We start from the raw sequence: 20,663 nt of genomic DNA, 5'->3' as shown, positions 1-20,663 counted from the left end.
GGCGGTTCGCCCGACACCCGGGCGTCACCGTCCGAGCAACTCTTCGGCGTGCGCGATCGCACTCTTTGCATTGCGATCGCCGAGCATCCGCGCGAGCTCGCCGATCCTCGCTTTTCGATTCGCCTGGATCGGGTCGATCTTCACCACCGCGCGATCCTTCGACTGATCCTTGGTCACCACCAGATGCGAACTCGCCTGCGCCGCGACTTGCGGCAGATGCGTCACGCACAGCACCTGATGACTTCCGGCGATGCCCGCCATCTTTTCGCCGACGATCCGCCCAATCTCGCCGCCAACGTTCGCATCCACTTCGTCGAACACCAGCAGCGGCACCTCGTCGAGCTCGGCCAGCACCGCCTTGAGCGCCAGCATCACGCGCGCAAGCTCGCCGCTCGAGGCGACGCGATTCAACGGCAGCGCCGGTTCGCCCACGTTCGGCGAAAACAAAAACTCCGCCGCGCAATCGCCCGTTGGCGTGAGCTGATTGAGCGACACGATCCGCACCTGAAAATCCGCCTTTTTGAAACCGAGCTGGGCAATGCTTTTCGCCCCGGCCTTGCCGAGTTCGCGCGCCGCCCGCTCGCGTAACGTCCGGAGCGCCTGCGCTTCCTTCCGCGCCGCCTCCTCGGCCCCGGCAATTTGTTTCTCGAGTCGCGCCAGCGTCCCTTCGAGATCGCCCTGGATCTCGAGTCGCCGCCGCATCTCGTCACGCGCCGCCAGCACCGCGGACAGCTCGCTGCCGTGCTTTCGTTTCAATTCCAGCCAGGTGTTCATCTGCTCCGCGAGCGACTCCGCCTGCTCCGGATCGAACTGCAGCTGCTGGCTCAACGCCGAAAACTCCGCCGCCAGATCCGCGATTTCCACCGCGACCGAACCCAGCCGGTCGGCCAGCGGCTTGCTCGCGGCATCGATGCTCTCGATGTGCCGCGCCTCGCGGAGCAGCGCCGCCAGCCGCGGTTGCACTCCGTCCTCGCCCGTCAGTCCCGATTCGAGGGCCTGGCTCAACTCGATCAATTCCTGCGCCCGGCTCATCCGCGCGAAATCCCGCTCGAGCGTCTCGATCGCCTCCTCCGTGAGGTCCAGCCGTTCGATGCGCGCGAGTTGCGTCTCGATGAACTCGATTTGATCCGGCGACAACTTCGTCTCGTGGGCGATCCGGTCGCGCTCGGTCAGAAGCGCACGCCAGGCCTGATACCTGGCCTGATACGCCGCGAGCGTCTGGTTCGCCCGGCCAAACAGATCGAGCAACTCGAGCTGGCAGCTTTCTTTCAACAACCGCCGCGGCTCGCTCGGGCCGTGAAAATCGACCCAGCGCTCGCCGATTCGCTGCAGCGCCGAAAGGGTGGCGAGGCTGCCGTTGACGGTGATCTTCGGCGCCTTCTCGCGCGGCAGGCTGCGTTTCAAGATCAGCACGCCATCGTCGCAGGCCGGCAGATCCAGGGTCGCCAGCAACGCATCGATCTTCGCCGGATCCTCGAAAAACAAGCTCGCTTCCACCTCGGTGGCCGGCGCGCCCTGGCGGATGATGGTTTTGTCCGCCCGCTCGCCCGCCAGCAGGGCCAGCGCGCCAAGGAGGATGCTCTTGCCTGCGCCGGTCTCGCCCGTCACCGCGGTGAACCCGGCCTCGAAATCGAGCGCGACTTCCTCGAGCAGGGCGAGGTTGCGGATATGGAGCGACTGGAGCATGCCCGATATGGGCACGAAACCGCGTCCCGTTTCAAGCGGCGGATGGCAGGAATCGAGCTGCGCCTACTCCATCGCCGCTGCGAGGTCCTCGTCGCCCGATCCGTGCCGGGGACGTTGCATCAGCAACACCAGCGGCAACGCCCCGATCGCCACCCATAGCATCAGCCGGAAATCGGCCAGATACGCCAGCAGCCCGGCCTGCTTCGTCACCAGCGCATCCAGCAACGCCGCGCCACCCGTCGTCGCCGGATCGAGCGCCGCCGGCAGCGCCTGCATCGGCGCGCGAAACGGTTGCACGAATTCCGCCAGATTCGCGTGCGCCGCACCGGCGTATTGCCCGAGCAGATAAATCACCACGGAGATCCCGATGCTCGAGCCGAGATTGCGCGACAGGCTGTAGAGGGCCGTCGCCGAGGTGCGCAACTCCGGCGCCAGGGTCGCAAAGGTCATCGTGCTCAGCGGCACAAAGAGAAAGCCCAGCCCGAGCCCCTGCACCACCCCGGACGTCACGAGCATTTCCGCGGTCACGTCCAGCGAGAACCGGCTCATTTGCCACAGGGCCAGCGCCGTAAGCCCAAGGCCGAGCGCCACCATCCAGCGCGGATCGATCCGGTTCACCAGCCGTCCCACGATGATCATCGCGATCATCGTCCCCACCCCGCGCGGCGCGAGCAACATGCCGGCCGTCATCACCGGATAACCGAGCATCGTCTGGAGAAACGGCGTCAGCAGCGCGAGCGTCGCCAGCAAAATCACGCCCACGACGAAAATGAACACCAGCCCCGTCACGAAATTCCGGTCGCGAAACAGCCGCAGGTCCAGAAACGGGCGACGCGCCGTGAACGTGTGCACGAGGAAAAGATAAGCGCCGAGGACCGACAATGCCGCCTCCGTCACGATCTCCGGCGAATCGAACCACTGCAGCTGCTCGCCCCGATCCAGCATCATCTGCAATCCACCGATCGCGACCGCAAGCGTCAGGAATCCAAACCAGTCGAAATACAACCCGCGCTGCGGCGTCGCCCGGTGCAGGTAAGCGGATAGCCCAAGGAAGGTCAGCACGCCCACCGGCAGGTTGATGTAGAACACCCACCGCCAGTTGTAGGTTTCGGTCAGCCAGCCGCCCAGCGTCGGCCCGAGAATCGGTCCCACCATCACGCCCACGCCCCACAGAGCCATCGCCGATCCGTGCTTCTCCCGCGGATACTCGTCCAGCAGCACCGCCTGGGATAAAGGCACGAGCGTCGCGCCAAACACGCCCTGCAACAGTCGATACACGACCATCTGTTCGAGCGACATCGCGAGGCCGCAAAACACCGACGCGATCGTGAAGCCCACCACCGAGATCAGGAAAAGATTCTTCCGCCCCAGCCGCGCCGCCAGCCAGCCCGTCGCCGGCATCATGATCGCCGCCGCCACAATATACGACGTGAGCACCAGGTTGATCTGATCCTGCGCCGCCGACAGACTGCTCTGCATGTACGGCAACGCGACGTTCGCGATCGTCGTGTCGAGCGCCTGCATGATCGTCGCGAGCATCACACAAATGGTGATCGCACCACGATGCGAGGGAGCGGTGGAAACAACGGAACTCACCTCGAAACGCTCAGCGGTTTCGCCCGGTCATGCCGACCAGTCGCGCGAGGTCGCGCAGGTGCCGCCGGTGACGGGTATCGATTTCCACCTGCGCACTCATCCCGGCGCGCAGCGGCCGCGCGGAATCGCCGCGGTCGATCGCGATTCGCACCGGGATGCGCTGCACCGTCTTCACCCAGTTGCCCGAGGCGTTCTGCGGCGGAATCACCGCAAATTCGGCGCCGGTCGCCGGCCCGATGTCCGTCACCGTGCCGGTCCAGCGCCGATGCGGATAACTGTCGATCTCGATCGAGACCGCGTCACCCGCTTTCAAATACGTCAGTTCCGTCTCCTTCAGGTTCGCCTCGATCCAGACGCGATCCGTCGCCACCAGCACGAAAGCGGGCTGCGCCGGCTGCAGAAACTTTCCCACCGGGATGTTGGTGACGTTGGCCACCACGCCATCGATCGGCGCCACGACCCGCGTCTTGCGCAGGTCGCGCTCCGCCTTGTCGAGCTGGGCCTGCGCGGCCTGGAAACGCGGATTCTGCTCCTCGGCAACATCGAGTCCTCCGAGCGACGCGAGCACCGTCGCCGCTTCCTGCTGCAGCACCGCCACCCGCCGGTTCGCCGCGTCCCGCGCATGCCGCGCCTGGTCGAGCTGCGCCGTCGGCGACACCTCCGTCTGCGTCAGCGTTTCTTGCCGGTGCAGCTCCGACTCGGCAAACGCCGCCGCCTCCTTCGCCTCCTCGATCTCAGCCAGCCGCTGTCCATAGGTGCCGCGGAGCGTCGCGAGCTCGAGCCTCACGGCCTCAAGCTGCGCGCGGGCCGCCGCCACGGCGATGCGATACGGCTCATCGTCGAGGCGAAACAACAGCTGCCCGGCGGCGACGTGCTGATTCTCCTGCACCGCGACTTCCTTCACCGCCCCCGCCACCTCGGTCGAAACCGTCAGCTTGTCGGCGTGAACATAGGCGTTGTCCGACGAAACGATGCGTCCGCCGTGCAGGTAGAACCATAGCGCCGCCGCGACCAGCACCACGGGGCCGGCCAGCAACAGCACTCGACGCAGGCCGCGCCGTTCCGCGACGGCGCCGGCATCCTCCTCAGCAAGTGTGCTCATGATAGACAAAGTTTACGTTTCACTGCCCGCTCCCCGCAGCAGCAGGTCCACGGCGGCATCGAGGTAATCGGAATTCGGATACTCCCGCCGGCTGTGCTTCGAGGCGCGGCGAAGAACTCCGGTGAAAATCATGCCGGCAAAAAGGTCGGCGAGGATCATCGCCGACACGTCCCGGCGCAGCTCGCCCGCCTCCTGCGCCAGCCGCAACCGCTCCTCGAGCGCCGCGCGCAAGGGCCGGAAGATTCCCTGAAAGACCTGGCGCTCGTTTTCGCCGTGGTGATGAATCTCACCGACCATCGCGCGAATCAGCGGCAGATTTTCCTGCAGCACCCGTTCGTAGAGGCCGGCGTGCGTCACGAGATCGGCGCGCAAGTCGCCGCTCGGCGCGACGCCTTCCCGGGCGGCCCGCCACAGCTCGGGTCCGAAGTTCTGCCGCACCACGGCTTCGATGAGCCCCTCCTTCGTTTCGAACAGGCGAAACAGCGTCACTTCATTCACGCCCGCCTCGCGGGAGATCGCCCGGGTCGTGGCGCCGGTGAGACCGTCCCGCGCAAACACCTTGGCCGCCGCCTGAAGGAGACGTTCGCGGGCGGAGGGACGAAGCGGAAGGCGCGATTTCATGCAAGTGAGTGCTTGCATACAACGAGAGACGAGCGTCGGCGCAAGCGTCCGACCCATTTTCTCTTCACCGGGGTGTTGGCGGTGCGCGAAAACGCGCGGCGCAGTTGCAGAAATTCCCGCAGAATTTTACTTGCCGAGCCGCCCGGCCCTCGTGCTTACTCGCCGGCCCTAAACACTGCGGACCTTTAGCTCAGTTGGTTAGAGCGTTTCCTTGACATGGAAAAGGTCACTGGTTCGAGTCCAGTAAGGTCCACCATCCGCTAAGCCGCTACACTCAACGAGTTGGCGGCTTTCCTGTTTTTACTCACTGCCTGCTCAGCGCGGCTACGACGAGCGGAAATAAGCGATCGCAGCCTCCCGATCGGCCGCGATTTGCGCTCGCAGCGTCCCCAGTCCGCCGAACTTCATCTCCGGCCGCAGGAACTCCAGCCATTCCACGACAATGTCGTCGCCGGCATCATACGGACACTCGTCCAGCGCATGCACTTCCAGCCGCGGCTCCGTGGTTTTTTCCACGGTTGGCCGCAGTCCGAAATTCGCCACACCGCGCAGCGCCGTCGGCGTTTTTTCCCCGCCGATCCGGACCACGTAAACGCCCAGGCGCGGACGAAATGCGAGCGTCCAGTCGAGATTGAGCGTCGGAAAGCCGATCGTGCGCCCGAGTTTTTTTCCCGGCGCCACCCGGCCCTCGGACACATACGCGTATCCAAGCAGTGAATTCGCCGCGGCGACCTGGCCGGCCTCCAGCAACGTGCGGATGCGGGAGCTGCTGATCGCCTCGCCATCGAGGTTCACGCGCGGCGCGCTGAAAACATGCACCCCATGCCGCCTCCCTTCGGCCACCAGCATCGCGACGTCGCCGGCGCGCCCGCGACCGAAACGCCAGTTCTCCCCGACGTAAATCCCCGCCAGCCGCGGGGCATAGCGGCGCAGCCAGATCAGGAAGTCCTCCGCCGCCAGCGCCGCAAAGGTCTCGTCGAACGGCTGCGTGATCACGATCTCCACGCCCAGTTCGCCGACCACCCGGGCCTTCGCCGCACGCGACATCAACAGTTTCGTGGCCTGCGCGGGTCGCAACACGGCGCTCGGATGCGGATCGAAGGTCAGCACCGCGGACACGCCGCCGCTGCGGCGCGCCGATTGCACGGCCGATTCGATCACCGCGCGGTGCCCGAGATGCACGCCGTCGAAAATCCCGATCGCCAGGTGCAGTGGCCGCGGCGGCAACACCGCTTTTTCCAAGCCGTCGAATTGCGCGGGCAGGCTCATGCGGCGTATCGGATCCGCTTTAGAACGCCACGGTGGGCGCCGCCTGATGGGCGGGAATCAGACGCTTTTCGATCTCCGGGATCGGGAGCGCTTCGATTTGCTCGATGGTGAGCGCCTGGGTGACGTTGAACTTGTCCGTCGCCGTGCGACGCAGCGCCGCGAGGTGCGCACCGCAGCCGAGTCGCTGCCCCAGATCGTGCGCGATCGTGCGCACGTAGGTCCCCTTGCTGCAACGCAGCCTGAAATCGAAGCGCGGCACGCCGAACTTCGTCAGCTCAAAGCTCATCACGCGAATGAAACGCGGTTCACGCTCCACCTCCACGCCCTTGCGGGCTGACTTGTAGAGCGGCACGCCGTCGATCTTGATCGCGGAATACATCGGCGGGGTCTGATATTGATCGCCGAGGAACGTCTTCATCGCCGCGCGCAATTGTTCCTCGGTGAGCGCCGGCACCGGCCGCGTCTCCAGCACTTCGCCGTCCGCGTCCTGCGAATCGGTCACCTTCCCGAGTTCGACCGTGCCTTCGTATTCCTTGTCGAGACTGATCAAATACTGCGAAATCCGCGTCGCCTTGCCGATGAGCAGAATCATGAGGCCGGTCGCCATCGGATCCAAGGTGCCCGCGTGGCCGATGCGCTTCATGTTCAACTTGCGCCGCAAACGCGCGACGACGTCGTGCGACGTGTGGTCGGAGGGCTTGTCCACGAGGAGCACGCCGTCGAGTTCCTTTCGCTGCAGTATCATACGCCTTTCTTTTTGCCCGCGTCGACGGCGGCGATTTGCGCGGCCAAAGCCGCCACCAGCCGCTCGCGGAAACCCGCGACGCCGTGCTTCAGACTGAGTCCCGCCGCGCAGGCGTGTCCGCCGCCGCCGAAATGCGCCGCGACGCGGTCGAGCCGGAAAGCGGGATCCTTCGCGCGCAGACTCGCCTTCACCGAGCCGTCGGGACGCTCCTCGATCAGCACGCCGATATCCACGCCGTCGATACAACGCGCATAGTCCACCAGGCCTTCCGTGTCCTCGGTGTTCGAGCCGGTTTCTTCAAAGACCCCATTCGGCAGCACGCCGATGCAGATGCGGCCATCGCACTCCATCGCGAGCGAGGCGAGGAAACGCTGCAGCAGTTGCAGCTTGCCGGTGGTTTCGCGCTCGTAGAGCTCGAAGCCCGCCTCCGTGGGTTTCGCTCCGCGACCCATCAATTCCGCCGCGAGCAGAAAGGTCCGGCGCGTCGTCGACGTGAACCTGAATTGCCCCGTGTCGGTCAGGATTCCGGTGTAAAGGCCCTGCGCGGCCTGCGCGACAACGGTGAGCCCGTTGTCGAAGAACATGCCGGCCAGAATCTCACAGGTCGCGGCCGACGCGCTGTCGACGAGGTTCGTCTCCGCGTAACCGATATTGCTCAGATGATGGTCGATGTTGCCGACCGGCGCGGGAAAGCGGGTCCGCAGGCGCTCGCCCGCCCGCGCGTGATCCGCGCAGTCGACGAAAATCGCCGCATAGTCCGTGGGATCGGCCAGCACGTCGTCGGTGCGCAAAAACGTCATGCCCGGCACGAGGAACTGCAGCCGGCGCGGCACGATGTCGGCATTCACGCAGATGACGTCGTGCCCGAGCGTGCACAGCACCCGCGCCAGCGCGATCTGGGCGCCGATGCAGTCGCCATCTGGCCGCGCGTGACCGATCACGGCGACCTTGCGCCCGCGGATCTGCTCGAGAAAGCGCGCGAAACGCGCGGAAAGCTCAGGATAAAATTTTTCCACGAAACTCCTCCCTACGCCCGCGGCGGCTCGTCCTGAGACGGCTCGTCCTGCAACGAATCGTCCGCGGGCGCGGGCTCGCCGCCGATTTCGTCGAGCATCTGCAAGATGCGCGTGCCCTGCGCCACCGAGTGGTCGGCCACAAATTGAAACCGCGGCATGTATTTCAACACGATCCGCCGGCTCAGTTCATCCTGCAGCACCCGCGTTTGCTGCTTCAGCCAGCGCAGCTTTTGCGTCTGGACGTCTTCGTTTCCGATCACCGACACGAACACCCGCGCATCGCGCAGATCCGGCGCGACCCGCACCTCCGTGATCGTGATCGCCACGGCTTCACTCTGATACCGCTTGCGCAGGATATCGCTGAGTTCGCGCTGGATCAGCTCGTTTACACGCAGGGTGCGATTCGACATCGGGTGCTCGGGTTTCGGCGCTCGGGTTTCGATTCTCGCCTGCGACCGGCTGCGCCAATCGAAACTCGAGAATCAAAACTCCGAAATCACAGCGACGCTCTGACCTTCTGGACTTCGTAAACCTCGATGACGTCGCCCGCCTGATAGCCGTTGAAGTCGTCGAGCTTGATGCCGCACTCGAGGCCGGCGCGCACTTCGTTCGCGTCGTCCTTGAAGCGCTTGAGCGTGGCGATCTTGCCCTCGGTGACGATCTCGCGTCCGCGGCGCAGTCGCGCCGAGGCGTTGCGCGTGATCTTGCCTTCGGTGACGAGACAGCCCGCCACGAAACCCTTTGCGAGAGGAAACACCTGACGCACTTCGGCGGCGCCGGTCTTGACCTCCTTGATGTCGGGCTCGAGCAGATCGGCCATCATCTCGCGGACCTTGTCGGCCAGTTCGTAGATGATCGAGTAGGTCTCGATCCGCACGCCATGATGCTTCGCGAGCGGCGTCACGCCGTTTTCGAGTTTCGTGTTGAAACCGATCACGACCGCGCCCGCGGCACTCGCCATGAGCACGTCGTTCTTCGTCACGAGCCCGACGTCGGTCGAGACGATCTCCACCGAGACCTTTGCGCTCTTGATGCTTTCGAGCACGGTGCGCACCGCCTCGGAGGAGCCAAAGACATCCGTCTTGATGATCAACTTGAGCACCTTGGCCTGGGTCGCCGCGATGTTCGCGAACAGCTGTTCGACCGAGACCTCCTTCGGCGCGGAGTCGGTGACCGTCGCGGCCTTGCGCAGGCGCTGCTGTTCCTCCTCGGCCAGTTTCTCGGCTTCACGGGCGTTCTTGACCGCCTTGAACGTCGCGCCGCTGTCGGGCGTGCCGGACCAGCCGATCACCCGCACCGGCGTCGACGGCGGAGCTTCCTTCAGGTTCTCGCCCTTGTCGTTGAACATCGCCCGGACCCGCGCGTAATACGGACCGCACACCAGGGTGTCGCCGACGCGGAGCGTGCCGCGCTGCACGATGACCGTGGCCATCGGACCGCGGCCCACGTCGACTTGGGATTCGATGATCACGCCGCTGGCCTCTGCCTTCGGGTTGGCCTTCAGCTCGAGCACATCCGCCTGGAGACCGATCATCTCGAGCAGATTGTCGATGCCCTGGCCCTTGATGGCCGCCACCGGCACAGTAATGGTCTCGCCGCCCCAGTCTTCCGGCGCGATGCCGCGTTGCTGCATCTGCGCCTTCACCTGGTCGAGATTGGCGCCCTTCACGTCCATCTTGTTGATGGCGACGATCAGCGCGACCTTCGCATTCTGCGCGTGTTTCAGCGCCTCGTCGGTCTGCGGCATGAAGCCGTCATCCGCCGCGACCACCAGCACCGCGATATCGGTGACGTTGGCGCCGCGGGCGCGCATCTTCGAAAACGCCGCGTGACCCGGGGTGTCCAGAAACGTGATCTTGCGGCCTTGGAAATCGACCTGGTAAGCGCCGATGTGCTGCGTGATGCCGCCGGCCTCGCCGCTCGCGACATTGGCTTTGCGAATTGCGTCCAGCAGCGAGGTTTTGCCGTGGTCGACGTGACCGAGGATGCACACGACCGCCGGTCGCGGCTCGAGGAACTTCGATTCGTCCTCCTCCGGTTTCTTTTCCTTCTTCTGCGATTGCTGCTGGGTCGCCGCGTCGCCGCGGTGTTTGATTTCCAGCATGAAGCCGTGCTTCTCGGCGACCTTGATCGCGACGGCTTCGTCGATGTTGGAGTTCATCGACGCAAAACCGCCTGCCTGATTCAGCTCCGAAATGAGCCGGAACGGCTTCAGCCCGAGCGCGGTGGCGAAATCGCGCACGACGATCGGCGGCTTGATATGAATGATTTTGACCTCGCCTGACGGAGCGTCCTCAGCTGCGGCCGGCGCCGTCGGGGGAACGGGCGGAGCCACGGGAGCCGGACTCGCGCCGGGCAGCGGCGGCGGGGCAGGCGGAGAAGGCGGAGCCGTGCGCGCAACCGGTGCGGGCGGGGCCGACACGGGCGGCGGAGCGACGGGAGCCTTTGCAACGGGAGGCGCAGGCGGTGCCGACACGGGCGCCGCGGGTGCCGCGGGCGTGCTCGGACGCGATGGAGGAACCACAGGAGCCACCGGCGGTGGCGCTGAAACGCGCGGGGGCGGCGGCGCGATCCGGGGAGGCGTCGGCGGAGCCGAGGCCGGACGCGGCGGAGTCACCACGGCAGCGGGACGGCTGGCAACGGTCGGAGCTGGTGGCGTCGGCGGCGTGGCGGGCGCAGCCGCGGCTTTGGCGGCGGCGACCTTGGCCGCGGCGGCCGCTTCCCTCTCCCGCTCCACGTCCTGTTTCGTTTTCACGAACGCACCGGCGGGCAGACGCAGCTTCGGCGTCGCGTCGGAAGCGGCTTCCGTGGCCGGCGCCTCTGCGGCTGGCTCCTCGGGCGCGGCGGCAGCTTCTGCCGCCGCCGTCTCAGCCGCTTTGGCGGCAAATTCCTTCTCGATCTCTTCCACGTAGATCTTGCTGACGGTGCTCGAGACCGACTTCGTTTCCGCAGCGACGTAGCCTCGCTCCTTGAGCAAGGCCAGCATGTCCTTGCCCTCCATGTTGTGGCGTTTGGCGAGTTCGTGAATGCGGAGGCTCATCAGTGGTTTGGACGGGGATGCGGTCTTGATTTTCTAAAAGGGATTAACGGGTGGACACGCGGCCGATGATATCGGCCGCCTCTTCGGACGAGAAGCCGGCGTCGACGAGATCGCTGGCCTCCACTCCTTCGAACGCGGCAGGCGAGTTGATGCCCATATCCACCAGCCGGCCGGCGGCGCCTTCATCGATGCCAAAGGTCTTCACCAAGGTCGCGATGGCGTTTCCGCGCGGATCGTCACCGACAGCCCGGAACTCCTCGATGTCAAGCCGCCAGCCAATGAGACGCGACGTGAGTCGAGCGTTCTGGCCCTTGCGACCGATGGCGATCGCGAGATCGTCCGTCGCCACCTTCAACAGGACGCGATGCGATTTTTCGTCGATGACGATCTCGCGCGGCACCGCGGGCTTCATCGCCTCGATGACCATTTCGCGCGGATCGGAGAAGTAGCGGATGATGTCGATCTTCTCGCCGTTCAATTCGCGGACGATCGTCTTCACGCGAGCGCCGCGGGCGCCGACGCACGCGCCGACCGGATCCACTTTCGGATCGGCACTCGTGACGGCGATCTTCGTGCGATAACCCGGCTCGCGGGCAAAGGCTTCGATCTTCACCGTGCCGTCAGCGATTTCGGTCACCTCGAGTTCGAACAAGCGGCGGACGAACTTCGGACTGCCACGGCTGAGGATGATCTCGGGGCCGCGCGGTGTGCTCTCGATGTTGAGCAGCAGGCAGCGAATGCGTTCGCCCGGCTGGTATTCCTCGCCCGGCACCTGCTCCTTCGCCGGCATCACCGCCTCGGCTTTGCCAAGATCGATGTAAAGGTCGTTGCGCTCCCGGCGACGGACCGTGCCAGTCACGATGTTGCCCACCTGGTCCTTGAAATCGTCGAAGATGCGGTCCTTCTCGAACTGACGCAGCCGCTGCATGACCGCCTGACGGGCCGTCTGCGCGGCGATGCGGCCGAGCGTGGAGGGATCGAGTTCCTTTTCGAGAACCTCGCCGAGAACGGCGCCCGGCTTCACGGCCTGGGCGCGCTCGATGTGAATCTCCGTCTTCGGATTGCTGACGGAATCGACCACCTTGAGCAAAGACCACGCGTGGAGCTGGCCGTTCTTCGGATTGATTTCGATTTTCAGTTCCTGCCCCGAATTCACTCCCTTTTGCGCGGCGGTCTTCAAAGCATTTGCGATCGTCGCAATCATGTCCGCGCGAGGGATCCCTTTCTCCTTTTCCATGTATTCAAGGACGGAAAGAATTTCGCTGCTCATAAGGAAAAAAGATTGATGGGAAAAAGATGGGGACAAAAAAAGCGGGCCGCAGGGCCCACTTTCGTGAAAAGTGAGTTGTATTGAGCCGAAAAACGTATTCGCCGGCGGGATTTCTTGTCAAGCCCCGCGCCCCGGCGTGACGGCCCGTTGCGTCTCCTGCGCAATTAGCCAGCCGAGCAGACCTTGCACGGCGCCGTGACACGCCGGCTGCAGCCGGCCGTCGAACACGCCCAATTCGCGCAACGCCTTCGCCAGCACGGGCGGAACGTCGCCCACAAACCAGTGCCGCCAATACGGCTGCAAATCGTCGGCGCCTCCGGCCGCGAGCAGCGGCCAGAACCCGTCGCAAACGAGATTCTCGAAACGCGTGCCGCCCACCGCGCCCGCACCGATCTCCTCGCGCAGCCGTTCGCGCAGTTCGCCCAGCCGCAGCCGCCGGCGCGCTTCCGCTGCACCCCACGCCGGCTCCGCACGTTGAATCCACTTTCTGGCGACACGTAACGTATCCGGCCAGGTCGGCCGGCGGCTCACCCATTCCGCATACTGCTGCAGACGGCGACGCGGATGATTGGCCGGCCGCAGTCCTTGCAAGCTCCAACCGCCGCGTTCCGTCTCGAACACGGCCTCCGACGAAAACTCCGACGCGCGCCACGCCGCCAGCGGTTGCGCGCCTGCGATTCTCAGCATGGGCGCGCGATTGAAACGATAACCGAGAATCTCCAGCGCGGTCTGATGACACGCCTCGTCCCAGCCCAGGCGCTCGATCCGCAACCGCGCGAAACGCACCTTCTGCCGCCAGCGCTGCTCCGTGTGATCCTGCAACAGCGCCGCTCGCACCGCCGGCGCGAGCGGGCCCAGCACCTCGAGAATCCGCGCGGCCGGGCGGTTCGCGAGCGTTTCAACCACCTCCTCCGCGGCGTATTCCTCGAGGTCGTGATGCAGCCACGGCAGCAGCGCCACGACCGGAATGGCGCGTCCCTCGGCGCCACGCGTCACATGTCCCGCCGCCGGCGGAAACAACACCACATGCAACACCACGCGGTCATACGCCGGATCGCGCACATGCGCGTGCGCCTCCCAATCCGTCGCCCGCAGGTGCAACTCCACGTCCCCGATCACCTCCCCGCCGTCATCGAACCGCAACCGCGCATCCCTGAAGTCCGGGCCGCCCAGCAGATTCCAGCGGCCTGGATGCAACACCCGCACGCGCGCACCCGTTGTATCCACAATTCGACTTCGGTCGAAATCGCCCTTCAGCCAGATCTTCTGCAGCAGTTTCTCCGAAAACGAAAACGGGCCGTACAACCCCTGCAGCTCGGCCACGGCGCCCACGTTTTCCGGCAAGGTGCGGCTCATGGTCACGCGTGCGGCTGCCGCCACTGGCGGGCCGCGGCCGCCCGCAGCGTCGCCACTTTTTCCGTCTGCCGCGTGGCGGCTTGTCGCGCCCACGTCTGCAAATCCGCCGCGCGCAGCACGCTCGCACCCGCGGCAGCGACCGTCTCGCGCTCCGCGTTGTCGTCGGTCGCCACCATACAGGCCGACGGGTCGGCCGAGTTGGCGACGAGTTGCTCGATCACGTCGTCCGCCGCCAGCGACGAAGGCGTGTGGAGCACCGAAAACGTCAGATCGCCAAAGGGTCGCTCCACGGCCAGCTCCGCGCCGCGACCGTCGAACACGATCGTTACCCGCACCTGCTCGACATCGTGAATCGCCGTGAGCTGCTGCGCGAGTTGCACGCGTGCCGTGTCGCGATCGGACGCGAGCAGCCCGCGCAACTCCGACCAGGCATGTAAGACGTTCGGTCCATCGACGAGCAGGTGACGGCTGAAACTCACTTGCAAATCTTGAGCAACGTGGCGCGACGATACCATTCAAATTCCCGTCATCGTTGCGCTGGAATGACGTCGCGCCTTTCCAACCCCCAACTCGCCGCTTGCGACCTCACGCCTCGTCCACTGGCATCGCGCGCATGGCTTCAAACATCGGCAGGTTGGTGGGTTTTGGCATCGTGGTTCTGGTCGCGGTCATCGCCGCCGCGCAAGCGACGTTCGTGGTGCAGCCCGGGTTTCGCGGCGTCCAGGTGACGCTCGGCCGGGTAAGCGATCAATTCAAACCCGAGGGTTTCGGCACGAAGGCGCCGTTCGTCACCAACATCATTTCGATCCCGATTCGACAAATCACCCGCCCGCTCGAGTCGGAATGCTATTCTTCCGACCTGCAGCAGGTTAATGTCGGGCTGCGGATTCTTTACCGCGTGCCGGAAGCGTCGGTCGTCCGCATCTACAAGGAGTTCGCCGGCGATCCGTTCGAAAACCTGATCGCACCGCGTGTGCAGGAAGCCCTGAAGGAAGTGACGGCCCTGCAGAGCGCCGAACAGATCGTGAAGAAACGCGAAGACATCAAAGCCAAGTCGCTCATCGCCGCGCGCGAGAAAATCGGCGGCATTCTGATCATCGAGGACATCGTGCTGGAAAACATCGTGCTCTCGAAGGAACTCGAAGCGGCCATCGAATCGAAGATGGTGCAGGAACAGGAAGCCGCCAAGGCGCGCTTCACGCAGCAAAAAGCGCAGATCGAAGCCGACACCGCGATCATTCGCGCGAAGGGCGAAGCGGAGGCGATTCGCGTGCGCGCCGAAGCGATCCGCGATAATCCCGGCCTGATCCAGCTGCAGATCGTCGAGAAATGGGACGGCAAATCTCCGCTCGTGGTCGGCGGCGGCGAAGGCGCCGGCGGTGCCAACATCCTCTTGCCGATCGGACTGCCCCCCACTCTGCCGGCCGCGACGCCGCGACGCTGAACCATGCGCCCGCCGCGATTGCGCGCTTTCATCATCGCGCTGGCCGGGCTGGCGCTGATCGCGGCGGCGGCGTTTTTCCCGCGGGTGCTCGCGTTCGTCGAACTCGCCGCGCGCGAGCTGCGCTACTTTTGGTGGCTGATTTTGCTCCTCGCGCTCGGCCTCTGGCTCGCGTTTTTCGTCGGCCGGAAACGCGACTGACCGCGACCGCATCTAGAACGTCTCGCCGGGATTCCAGCGGCCGCCGATCAGCGTGGCGATCGCGTCAGTCGCCTCGCCGGTCTGGTGCAACTGCAGCGCGCTCGCGAGGAGGTCGACGGCCGTCGATCCGATCAGAAATCCGTTTTGATTGATGCCCGAAACGCGATGTTGCGGCGCGGGCACCGACAGGCTCACCAAGCCGACATCGGCGGGCACGGCGTAATCCAACTCGGCCAGCATTTTCTCCACCAAGCGGTGCAGGTTCGTCACGATAACATCCGGACGCCGCTGTCTCAGCCAGCACGCGAGGGCCGAGCGATCCGGCCGCGTTTCGCTGAGCGGAAATATCGCGGTCCGAGGAAATCGTTTTTCCGCCGCGCCCATCTCGAAACCTGCGCGCCACACGTGCTGCAGCCGCAGGTCGTGCTCGGGGTCGATGATCAGTCCGGGCCGCCGATAGCCTTGGGCGCCGCACTGACGCACGGCCTCGAGCGCGCCCCGATAGTGATCGTGGGCCACCCGTGGAAGATTGAGAGCCGCCGGACCCACCCCGATCTGCACCGCGGAAAAATCCGTTAACGGGAAACCATAATCGGCGACGACCTGCGGAACCGGCGCGAAGACGAGCCCCTTGATCCCGCGCGCCCGCAGGATGTCCACCAATCGCGACGGTCGCGCGGACCCGAGGCGAAACTGTTCCGTGGCGTAACCCCGCGTGCGCGCCTGCTCCATCGCGCCGCGATGCATTTCCCGCAGCGTCGGCGATTCGTGTTTCCGCCAGCCGTCCTCGCCCGGATACGCATGCAACAGCGCGATCGTCGGTCGCTTCAGTCCGCCGCGAGTTCGCCGCCAGCTCATGTAGGCGGAAACGTAAGGATGCGAACGGTAGCCCATCTTTTCGGCGAGCGCGGCGATGCGCTGGCGGGTGCTCTCCGGCAGCAGTTCGCTGCCGCGCAGCGCCATCGAAACCGTGGCGACGCTCACGCGCGCTTTCGCGGCGATATCCTTCAAACGCACGTAGTCCGGCATGGGGTTGCCGGAGCCTGCGCAGCGCCGGTTCGTTTAACAATTTCAATAAACCGCCCCTTTTCTTTTTTCCGCCCAGCGGCACGGTGCCCGTCAGCGCGCGCCACCCCCTCGTCTCTGCGACCGCCAATCTTCCCTTCCCCACCATGACCTCGCCCTTCATCCGTCGTTTTCACGTCCCTTGCCGCGTCGCCTGCCTGGCGGCGGTTTCGATACTTGCGGAAACCGCCGCCTCGGCCGCCGACGCCGGCAACGATCCCGTCGTGCTCTCCGAGTTCACCGTTTCCACCAGCCAGGATCAGGGCTACCGCGCCGGTAACTCCGTTTCCGCGACCCGCATCGACACGCCGATCAAAAACCTGCCGTTCGCCGTCAACGCCTTCACGGAGCAGTTCATCCTCGATACCGGGGCGCGCGATTTGCAGGACATCGTGAAATACGCGCCGGGCGTCACCGGCGCGGGTCGCGAATTCGTCTCGGGCAACACGCGCTTCAATATCCGCGGTTTCGATACGACCGCGCCGCAGCGCAACGGCTTCGTGGGCGCGCGCTACGTCGATCCGGTGAACATCCAGCGCGTCGAGGTCGTGAAGGGCCCGGCGTCGCTCCTCTACGGCGCGATCGAACCCGGCGGCACCGTGAACTACATCACGAAGAAACCGGGCGAGAAACGTTTCGCGCAAATCACGCAGGACTTCGGAACCGACGACTACCTGCGCACGCAGCTCGACGCGAACCTGCCACTCGTCGCCGGCAAGCTCCTCGCGCGCGTGAACGCCGCGTTCGAGAACGGCCCCAATCCCGCCGATCCGGCCGGCGACACCCGCTGGGTGATCGCGCCCTCGCTCACCTGGCGGATCAATCGCGATCACGCGCTGACCCTCGACTACGAGCACTACACACGCGAGGAGCGCACGCCGTTCAACACGATCCCCAACATCGTCGTCGTTTCGCACAACATCGCCTCCGCCGCCAACGCCGCGAATCCAACCGCGGTTGTCCGACTCACCGATCCGGTCGCGACCACCTTCGACTACGGCATCCTGTATCCGTTTCCGCTGCCTTCGAAGTTCAACTGGACCGGCGCCGACGACTACCGCGATTCCAAGATCGACAACTTCAACGCGGAATACATCGGCAAACTCTCCGACCATTGGACGCTGCGCGCCAACGCCTCGTATCAGAAGAGCGAAATTCTAAACAAGGCGACCGGCATCGGCGACATCAACAGCTACGCGCCCGGCACCGCCGACACGAACGGCACGATCGATCCGGCGACCGTTCCCGGCACGACGACCGCGGAGAAGAACGCCTACCTGCTCGATCTCGCGCGCCAGTTCGCCAACCGCGTGCTCGCCGATCCGAGCGTCGTCTTCGAGTCGCCTTACATTTTCCAAAATCGCCGCAAGCGGCTCACGATGGACGGCGCGAGATCGTGGAATTATCAGGCGGAGCTCGCCGGCAACTTCGAGTTTCGGTTCGGCAAATTGAAGCCGCTCGTCGGCGTGTTTCTGCAAAAGAACAAGGGCGAGTCATTCAACCGCCAGTCCACCACCAACCCGCCCGCCGGTTTGGCCAACGAGCAGACGACGCCCACGCAGAATCTGCAGCCGTGGAATTATCTCAGCCTCGGCACGCGCACGCTGAATGAATCTTACGACGAATACGCGCTGCCGCTCCAGGCGAGCGCCACCTCGGAAGGCGAGAACACCGCCTACTACGCCGTGCTGAACGGCGCGTTTCTCGACGATCGGCTCTACGCCATCGCGGGCGTTCGCCGCAGCCAGAGCGAGGCGTCGTCCTTCAATCGTCGCACCAACGCCGCCGGCACCGACTTCGACGTGAGCCGCACGTCGACGCAGTTTGGCGGCGGTTACAAAGTGCTGCCCTCGCTGCTCGTCTTCGGTTCCTACAGCGAGTCGTTCACGCCAGCGAACACGTTGCTGTCCTTCAACGGCGTGCCCGCCGGACCCGCGAAACCGGTCACCTCCGACGGCGTGGAGTTCGGCGTAAAAACCGATTTCTTCAACGGCCGGCTGTCGTCGACGATCTCGTATTTCGAAATCAACCAGCAGGATCGCATCTCGCGTTTCTCCATCCCCGATCCGGTGACCGGCACGACACTCTCGAGCGTGATCCAAGGCACGAACGACAAGAGCACCGGCTACGAAATCGACCTCACGCTGTCGCCAACCGACCAGTGGCAAATCTACACGTCGTTCAGTCAGATCGACGCCCGCACCGTCAGCGCGCCCGCCGCCCTGTCCCAATCCGTCGGCGCGAAAATCGAGAACTCCGCCGAGTATCTCTTCAACGTCTGGACGCGCTACAGTTTCACCGCGAAGCCGCTCGCCGGCCTCTGGATCGGCGGCGGCGCCAACTACACGGGCGAGAAGAAACTGAGCATCGCGAATCCCAATCTCTTCTTCGACGACGTGACGCTTTGGGACGCGGTGATCGGCTACGATTGGAAAACGAACCGGGCCGCGTGGTCGGTTTCGCTCACGTGGAAAAACATCACCGACGAAGTTTATCTCACCGGCCTGATTGGCCGCGGGTTGCCGGAGCGCGCGTGGATTTCCCTTTCCGTCAAACTCTAGTTCTTACGTTTCGCCATGGCTCATCTTTCGCTCTCGCTCGCGTCGTTCCTGCTGCTCGGCGCCGTGCTGTTCGGGCAGGTGCCGCCGGCCGAACCGCTCATTCCGAGTGCGGCCTCGCTGCAGATCGAAGACGAGCCCGGCCTGCCGCGCGTGTTGCTCGTGGGGGACTCGATTTCGCTCGGCTACACCCGGCCGGTCCGTGAGGGCCTGCGCGGACAGGCCAACGTTCACCATCCCGCGGAAAACTGCGGCGACACCGGCCGCGGATTGAAGAAACTCGCGACCTGGCTCGGCGACCGACCGTGGGACGTGATCGTTTTCAACTTCGGTCTGCACGATCTAAAATACCTCGACGCTGCGGGGAAATACGTTTCCCCGAGCGAAGGCCAACAGGTGACGCCGCTCCCGCGCTACGAAGCCAACCTGCGCGAGCTCGTCAGTCGTTTGAAAAAGACCGGCGCGAAACTGCTCTTCGCCACCACGACTCCGGTGCCTGACGATTCGCTCGGCCGCGTCGCGCACGACGAACGCGCCTACAACGAAATTGCACAGCGCGTGATGGCGGACGAAAAGATCCCCGTGGTCGATTTGTGGTCCGCGATCGTTCCGCGGCAGTCCGACCTGCAGCTTCCGCACAACGTCCATTTCACCAAAGAAGGTTACGAGCTGCTCGGCGACGCCGTCACCGCGAACATCCGTCCGCTCCTGCCGCCCAAACGCTGAACGCGGCGAAAAAAGACTGGCGGAGAGGGAGGGATTCGAACCCCCGGTGAGCTTTCGCCCACAGCGGTTTTCAAGACCGCCGCAATAGACCACTCTGCCACCTCTCCGCAGGCGGTCGCCGCTTAAGTTTTGGGAATCCCCGCAGGTGTCGAGCATGGAGTGCGACCCGCGCCTCCGTCGTCGTCCGCAACGAGCTCGCCGCTTCCTTGGTCGTTCTCCCGGACCGGCGCTTCAAGTTTTTCCTCCATGGCTGGCGTCCGCGGATCCGGCGATACTGCGCGCACATGAACTTCGAAATGCCCGATTTTTCCGAACTGATGCCCGTCCTCCTCGCCGCGCTTCCGGCCGCGATCGCGATCATCGTGGGCGCCGTGCTGCTGAACTTCGTCCTCGGACGCGCGCTGGTATTCGTCGCGCGTCGGACGTCGTTCACCGACCGCGAAATTGCTCCCGTCCGCCGCGCGATGAAATGGACGATTTCCATCGCCGCACTGATCTTCGCGCTGGGCGCTTTCGGTCTGAACATCGGCGGGGTCTGGGGCGTGCTCTCGACGATCCTCGCGATGGTCGCGATCGGTTTCGTCGCCGTCTGGAGCGTGCTGAGCAACACCCTCTGCACACTCATCATCATGCTGTTTCGCCCGTTCTCCGTCGGCGACGAAGTCGAGATCGCCGGCGAGCCGATCAAGGGCCGCGTCTCCGATCTGAACTTCATCTACACCACCCTCGACGCCGGCGACGGCACCGTGCTCCAGGTGCCAAACAATCTCTTCTTTCAGAAAGTCATCCGCCGTCGCCATGCCGCCGTGAACGCCGTCTCGCCCGCCGATCATTTGCGGGAAAAACAGGCGGCCGCGGACGCCACGCCCGGGAATCTGCGCGAAGCCGGGGCGACGGCCTGACAATCGCGCTGGCCGCCTCCGCGCGCCGACGCCGAAAAGTCCTCGACAGCCTCCGCGACCGGCCGCGGG

The 20,663-nt window shown here is 64.8% G+C and carries 18 protein-coding genes and 2 tRNA genes; 6 read left to right on the top strand and 14 right to left on the bottom strand.

Annotation, left to right across the window (positions count from 1 at the left end):
• Positions 1-24: 24 nt before the first annotated feature.
• From AC6RV7_RS09560 to AC6RV7_RS09545, 4 genes are all read right to left on the bottom strand, one after another.
• Positions 25-1,686, bottom strand: coding sequence for a DNA repair protein RecN (locus AC6RV7_RS09560; RefSeq protein WP_500093743.1), 1,662 nt, complete (start codon positions 1,684-1,686; stop codon positions 25-27).
• A 63-nt stretch (positions 1,687-1,749) separates the two neighbouring features.
• The gene (locus tag AC6RV7_RS09555) at positions 1,750-3,282 is read right to left on the bottom strand and encodes a DHA2 family efflux MFS transporter permease subunit (protein WP_500093742.1); all 1,533 of its coding nucleotides are present in this window, start codon (positions 3,280-3,282) and stop codon (positions 1,750-1,752) included.
• 10 nt (positions 3,283-3,292) lie between these two features.
• On the bottom strand, positions 3,293-4,384 hold the full coding sequence (locus AC6RV7_RS09550; RefSeq protein WP_500093741.1) for an HlyD family secretion protein: 1,092 nt from the start codon (positions 4,382-4,384) through the stop codon (positions 3,293-3,295).
• A 12-nt stretch (positions 4,385-4,396) separates the two neighbouring features.
• Positions 4,397-5,005, bottom strand: coding sequence for a TetR/AcrR family transcriptional regulator (locus AC6RV7_RS09545; RefSeq protein WP_500093740.1), 609 nt, complete (start codon positions 5,003-5,005; stop codon positions 4,397-4,399).
• Between the two features lie 179 nt (positions 5,006-5,184).
• On the opposite strand from AC6RV7_RS09545, the gene AC6RV7_RS09540 reads away from it, so the two are divergent.
• Positions 5,185-5,261: transfer RNA gene (locus AC6RV7_RS09540), tRNA-Val, on the top strand.
• 68 nt (positions 5,262-5,329) lie between these two features.
• Here AC6RV7_RS09540 and ribF read toward each other — a convergent pair.
• The 8 genes from ribF to AC6RV7_RS09500 form a co-directional block, all read right to left on the bottom strand.
• Positions 5,330-6,274: a riboflavin biosynthesis protein RibF gene (ribF, locus tag AC6RV7_RS09535; RefSeq protein WP_500093739.1), complete on the bottom strand. Its 945-nt coding sequence runs from the start codon at positions 6,272-6,274 to the stop codon at positions 5,330-5,332.
• Positions 6,275-6,293: 19 nt separating this feature from the next.
• Entirely contained in the window at positions 6,294-7,019 is a 726-nt protein-coding gene (gene truB / locus AC6RV7_RS09530) for a tRNA pseudouridine(55) synthase TruB (protein WP_500093738.1), read from the bottom strand.
• A complete protein-coding gene (locus AC6RV7_RS09525) occupies positions 7,016-8,035 on the bottom strand; it encodes a DHH family phosphoesterase (protein WP_500093737.1) in 1,020 nt (339 codons plus the stop codon). The genes truB and AC6RV7_RS09525 overlap by 4 nt, the downstream gene beginning before the upstream one ends.
• 11 nt (positions 8,036-8,046) lie before the next feature.
• Positions 8,047-8,445, bottom strand: a complete 399-nt coding sequence (rbfA, locus tag AC6RV7_RS09520; protein ID WP_500093736.1) for a 30S ribosome-binding factor RbfA — start codon at positions 8,443-8,445, stop codon at positions 8,047-8,049.
• Positions 8,446-8,531: 86 nt separating this feature from the next.
• A complete protein-coding gene (gene infB, locus AC6RV7_RS09515; RefSeq protein ID WP_500093735.1) occupies positions 8,532-11,075 on the bottom strand; it encodes a translation initiation factor IF-2 in 2,544 nt (847 codons plus the stop codon).
• Positions 11,076-11,118: 43 nt separating this feature from the next.
• The gene (nusA, locus tag AC6RV7_RS09510) at positions 11,119-12,345 is read right to left on the bottom strand and encodes a transcription termination factor NusA (protein WP_500093734.1); all 1,227 of its coding nucleotides are present in this window, start codon (positions 12,343-12,345) and stop codon (positions 11,119-11,121) included.
• Positions 12,346-12,462: 117 nt separating this feature from the next.
• Positions 12,463-13,701, bottom strand: a complete 1,239-nt coding sequence (locus tag AC6RV7_RS09505) for a DUF2851 family protein (protein WP_500093733.1) — start codon at positions 13,699-13,701, stop codon at positions 12,463-12,465.
• 2 nt (positions 13,702-13,703) lie between these two features.
• A complete protein-coding gene (locus AC6RV7_RS09500) occupies positions 13,704-14,180 on the bottom strand; it encodes an NYN domain-containing protein (RefSeq protein WP_500093732.1) in 477 nt (158 codons plus the stop codon).
• A gap of 134 nt (positions 14,181-14,314) precedes the next feature.
• Here AC6RV7_RS09500 and AC6RV7_RS09495 point away from each other — a divergent pair, with 134 nt between their 5' ends.
• Together AC6RV7_RS09495 and AC6RV7_RS09490 are read left to right on the top strand one after the other, a co-directional pair.
• Positions 14,315-15,145, top strand: a complete 831-nt coding sequence (locus AC6RV7_RS09495) for a prohibitin family protein (RefSeq protein ID WP_500093731.1) — start codon at positions 14,315-14,317, stop codon at positions 15,143-15,145.
• A gap of 3 nt (positions 15,146-15,148) precedes the next feature.
• Complete coding sequence (locus AC6RV7_RS09490; protein ID WP_500093730.1) at positions 15,149-15,343, top strand: hypothetical protein; 195 nt, start codon at positions 15,149-15,151, stop codon at positions 15,341-15,343.
• A gap of 12 nt (positions 15,344-15,355) precedes the next feature.
• Here AC6RV7_RS09490 and AC6RV7_RS09485 read toward each other — a convergent pair whose 3' ends face one another.
• Complete coding sequence (locus tag AC6RV7_RS09485) at positions 15,356-16,372, bottom strand: LacI family DNA-binding transcriptional regulator (protein ID WP_500093729.1); 1,017 nt, start codon at positions 16,370-16,372, stop codon at positions 15,356-15,358.
• A 143-nt stretch (positions 16,373-16,515) separates the two neighbouring features.
• Between AC6RV7_RS09485 and AC6RV7_RS09480 the strand changes: the two genes are divergently transcribed.
• Both AC6RV7_RS09480 and AC6RV7_RS09475 read left to right on the top strand, forming a co-directional pair.
• On the top strand, positions 16,516-18,969 hold the full coding sequence (locus AC6RV7_RS09480; protein ID WP_500093728.1) for a TonB-dependent siderophore receptor: 2,454 nt from the start codon (positions 16,516-16,518) through the stop codon (positions 18,967-18,969).
• A 15-nt stretch (positions 18,970-18,984) separates the two neighbouring features.
• Positions 18,985-19,692 (top strand): SGNH/GDSL hydrolase family protein, encoded by a 708-nt coding sequence (locus AC6RV7_RS09475; RefSeq protein ID WP_500093727.1) that lies wholly within the window; start codon positions 18,985-18,987, stop codon positions 19,690-19,692.
• A 17-nt stretch (positions 19,693-19,709) separates the two neighbouring features.
• Here AC6RV7_RS09475 and AC6RV7_RS09470 read toward each other — a convergent pair.
• A tRNA-Ser gene (locus AC6RV7_RS09470) sits at positions 19,710-19,799 on the bottom strand.
• 189 nt (positions 19,800-19,988) lie between these two features.
• On the opposite strand from AC6RV7_RS09470, the gene AC6RV7_RS09465 reads away from it, so the two are divergent.
• Positions 19,989-20,594 (top strand): mechanosensitive ion channel family protein, encoded by a 606-nt coding sequence (locus AC6RV7_RS09465; protein WP_500093726.1) that lies wholly within the window; start codon positions 19,989-19,991, stop codon positions 20,592-20,594.
• Positions 20,595-20,663 lie beyond the last annotated feature (69 nt).

The sequence above is a fragment of the Opitutus sp. sgz309028 genome, assembly GCF_059821195.1.
The sequence above is the reverse complement of the archived record's forward strand: the minus strand, read 5'-3'. Positions and strand labels throughout refer to the sequence as shown.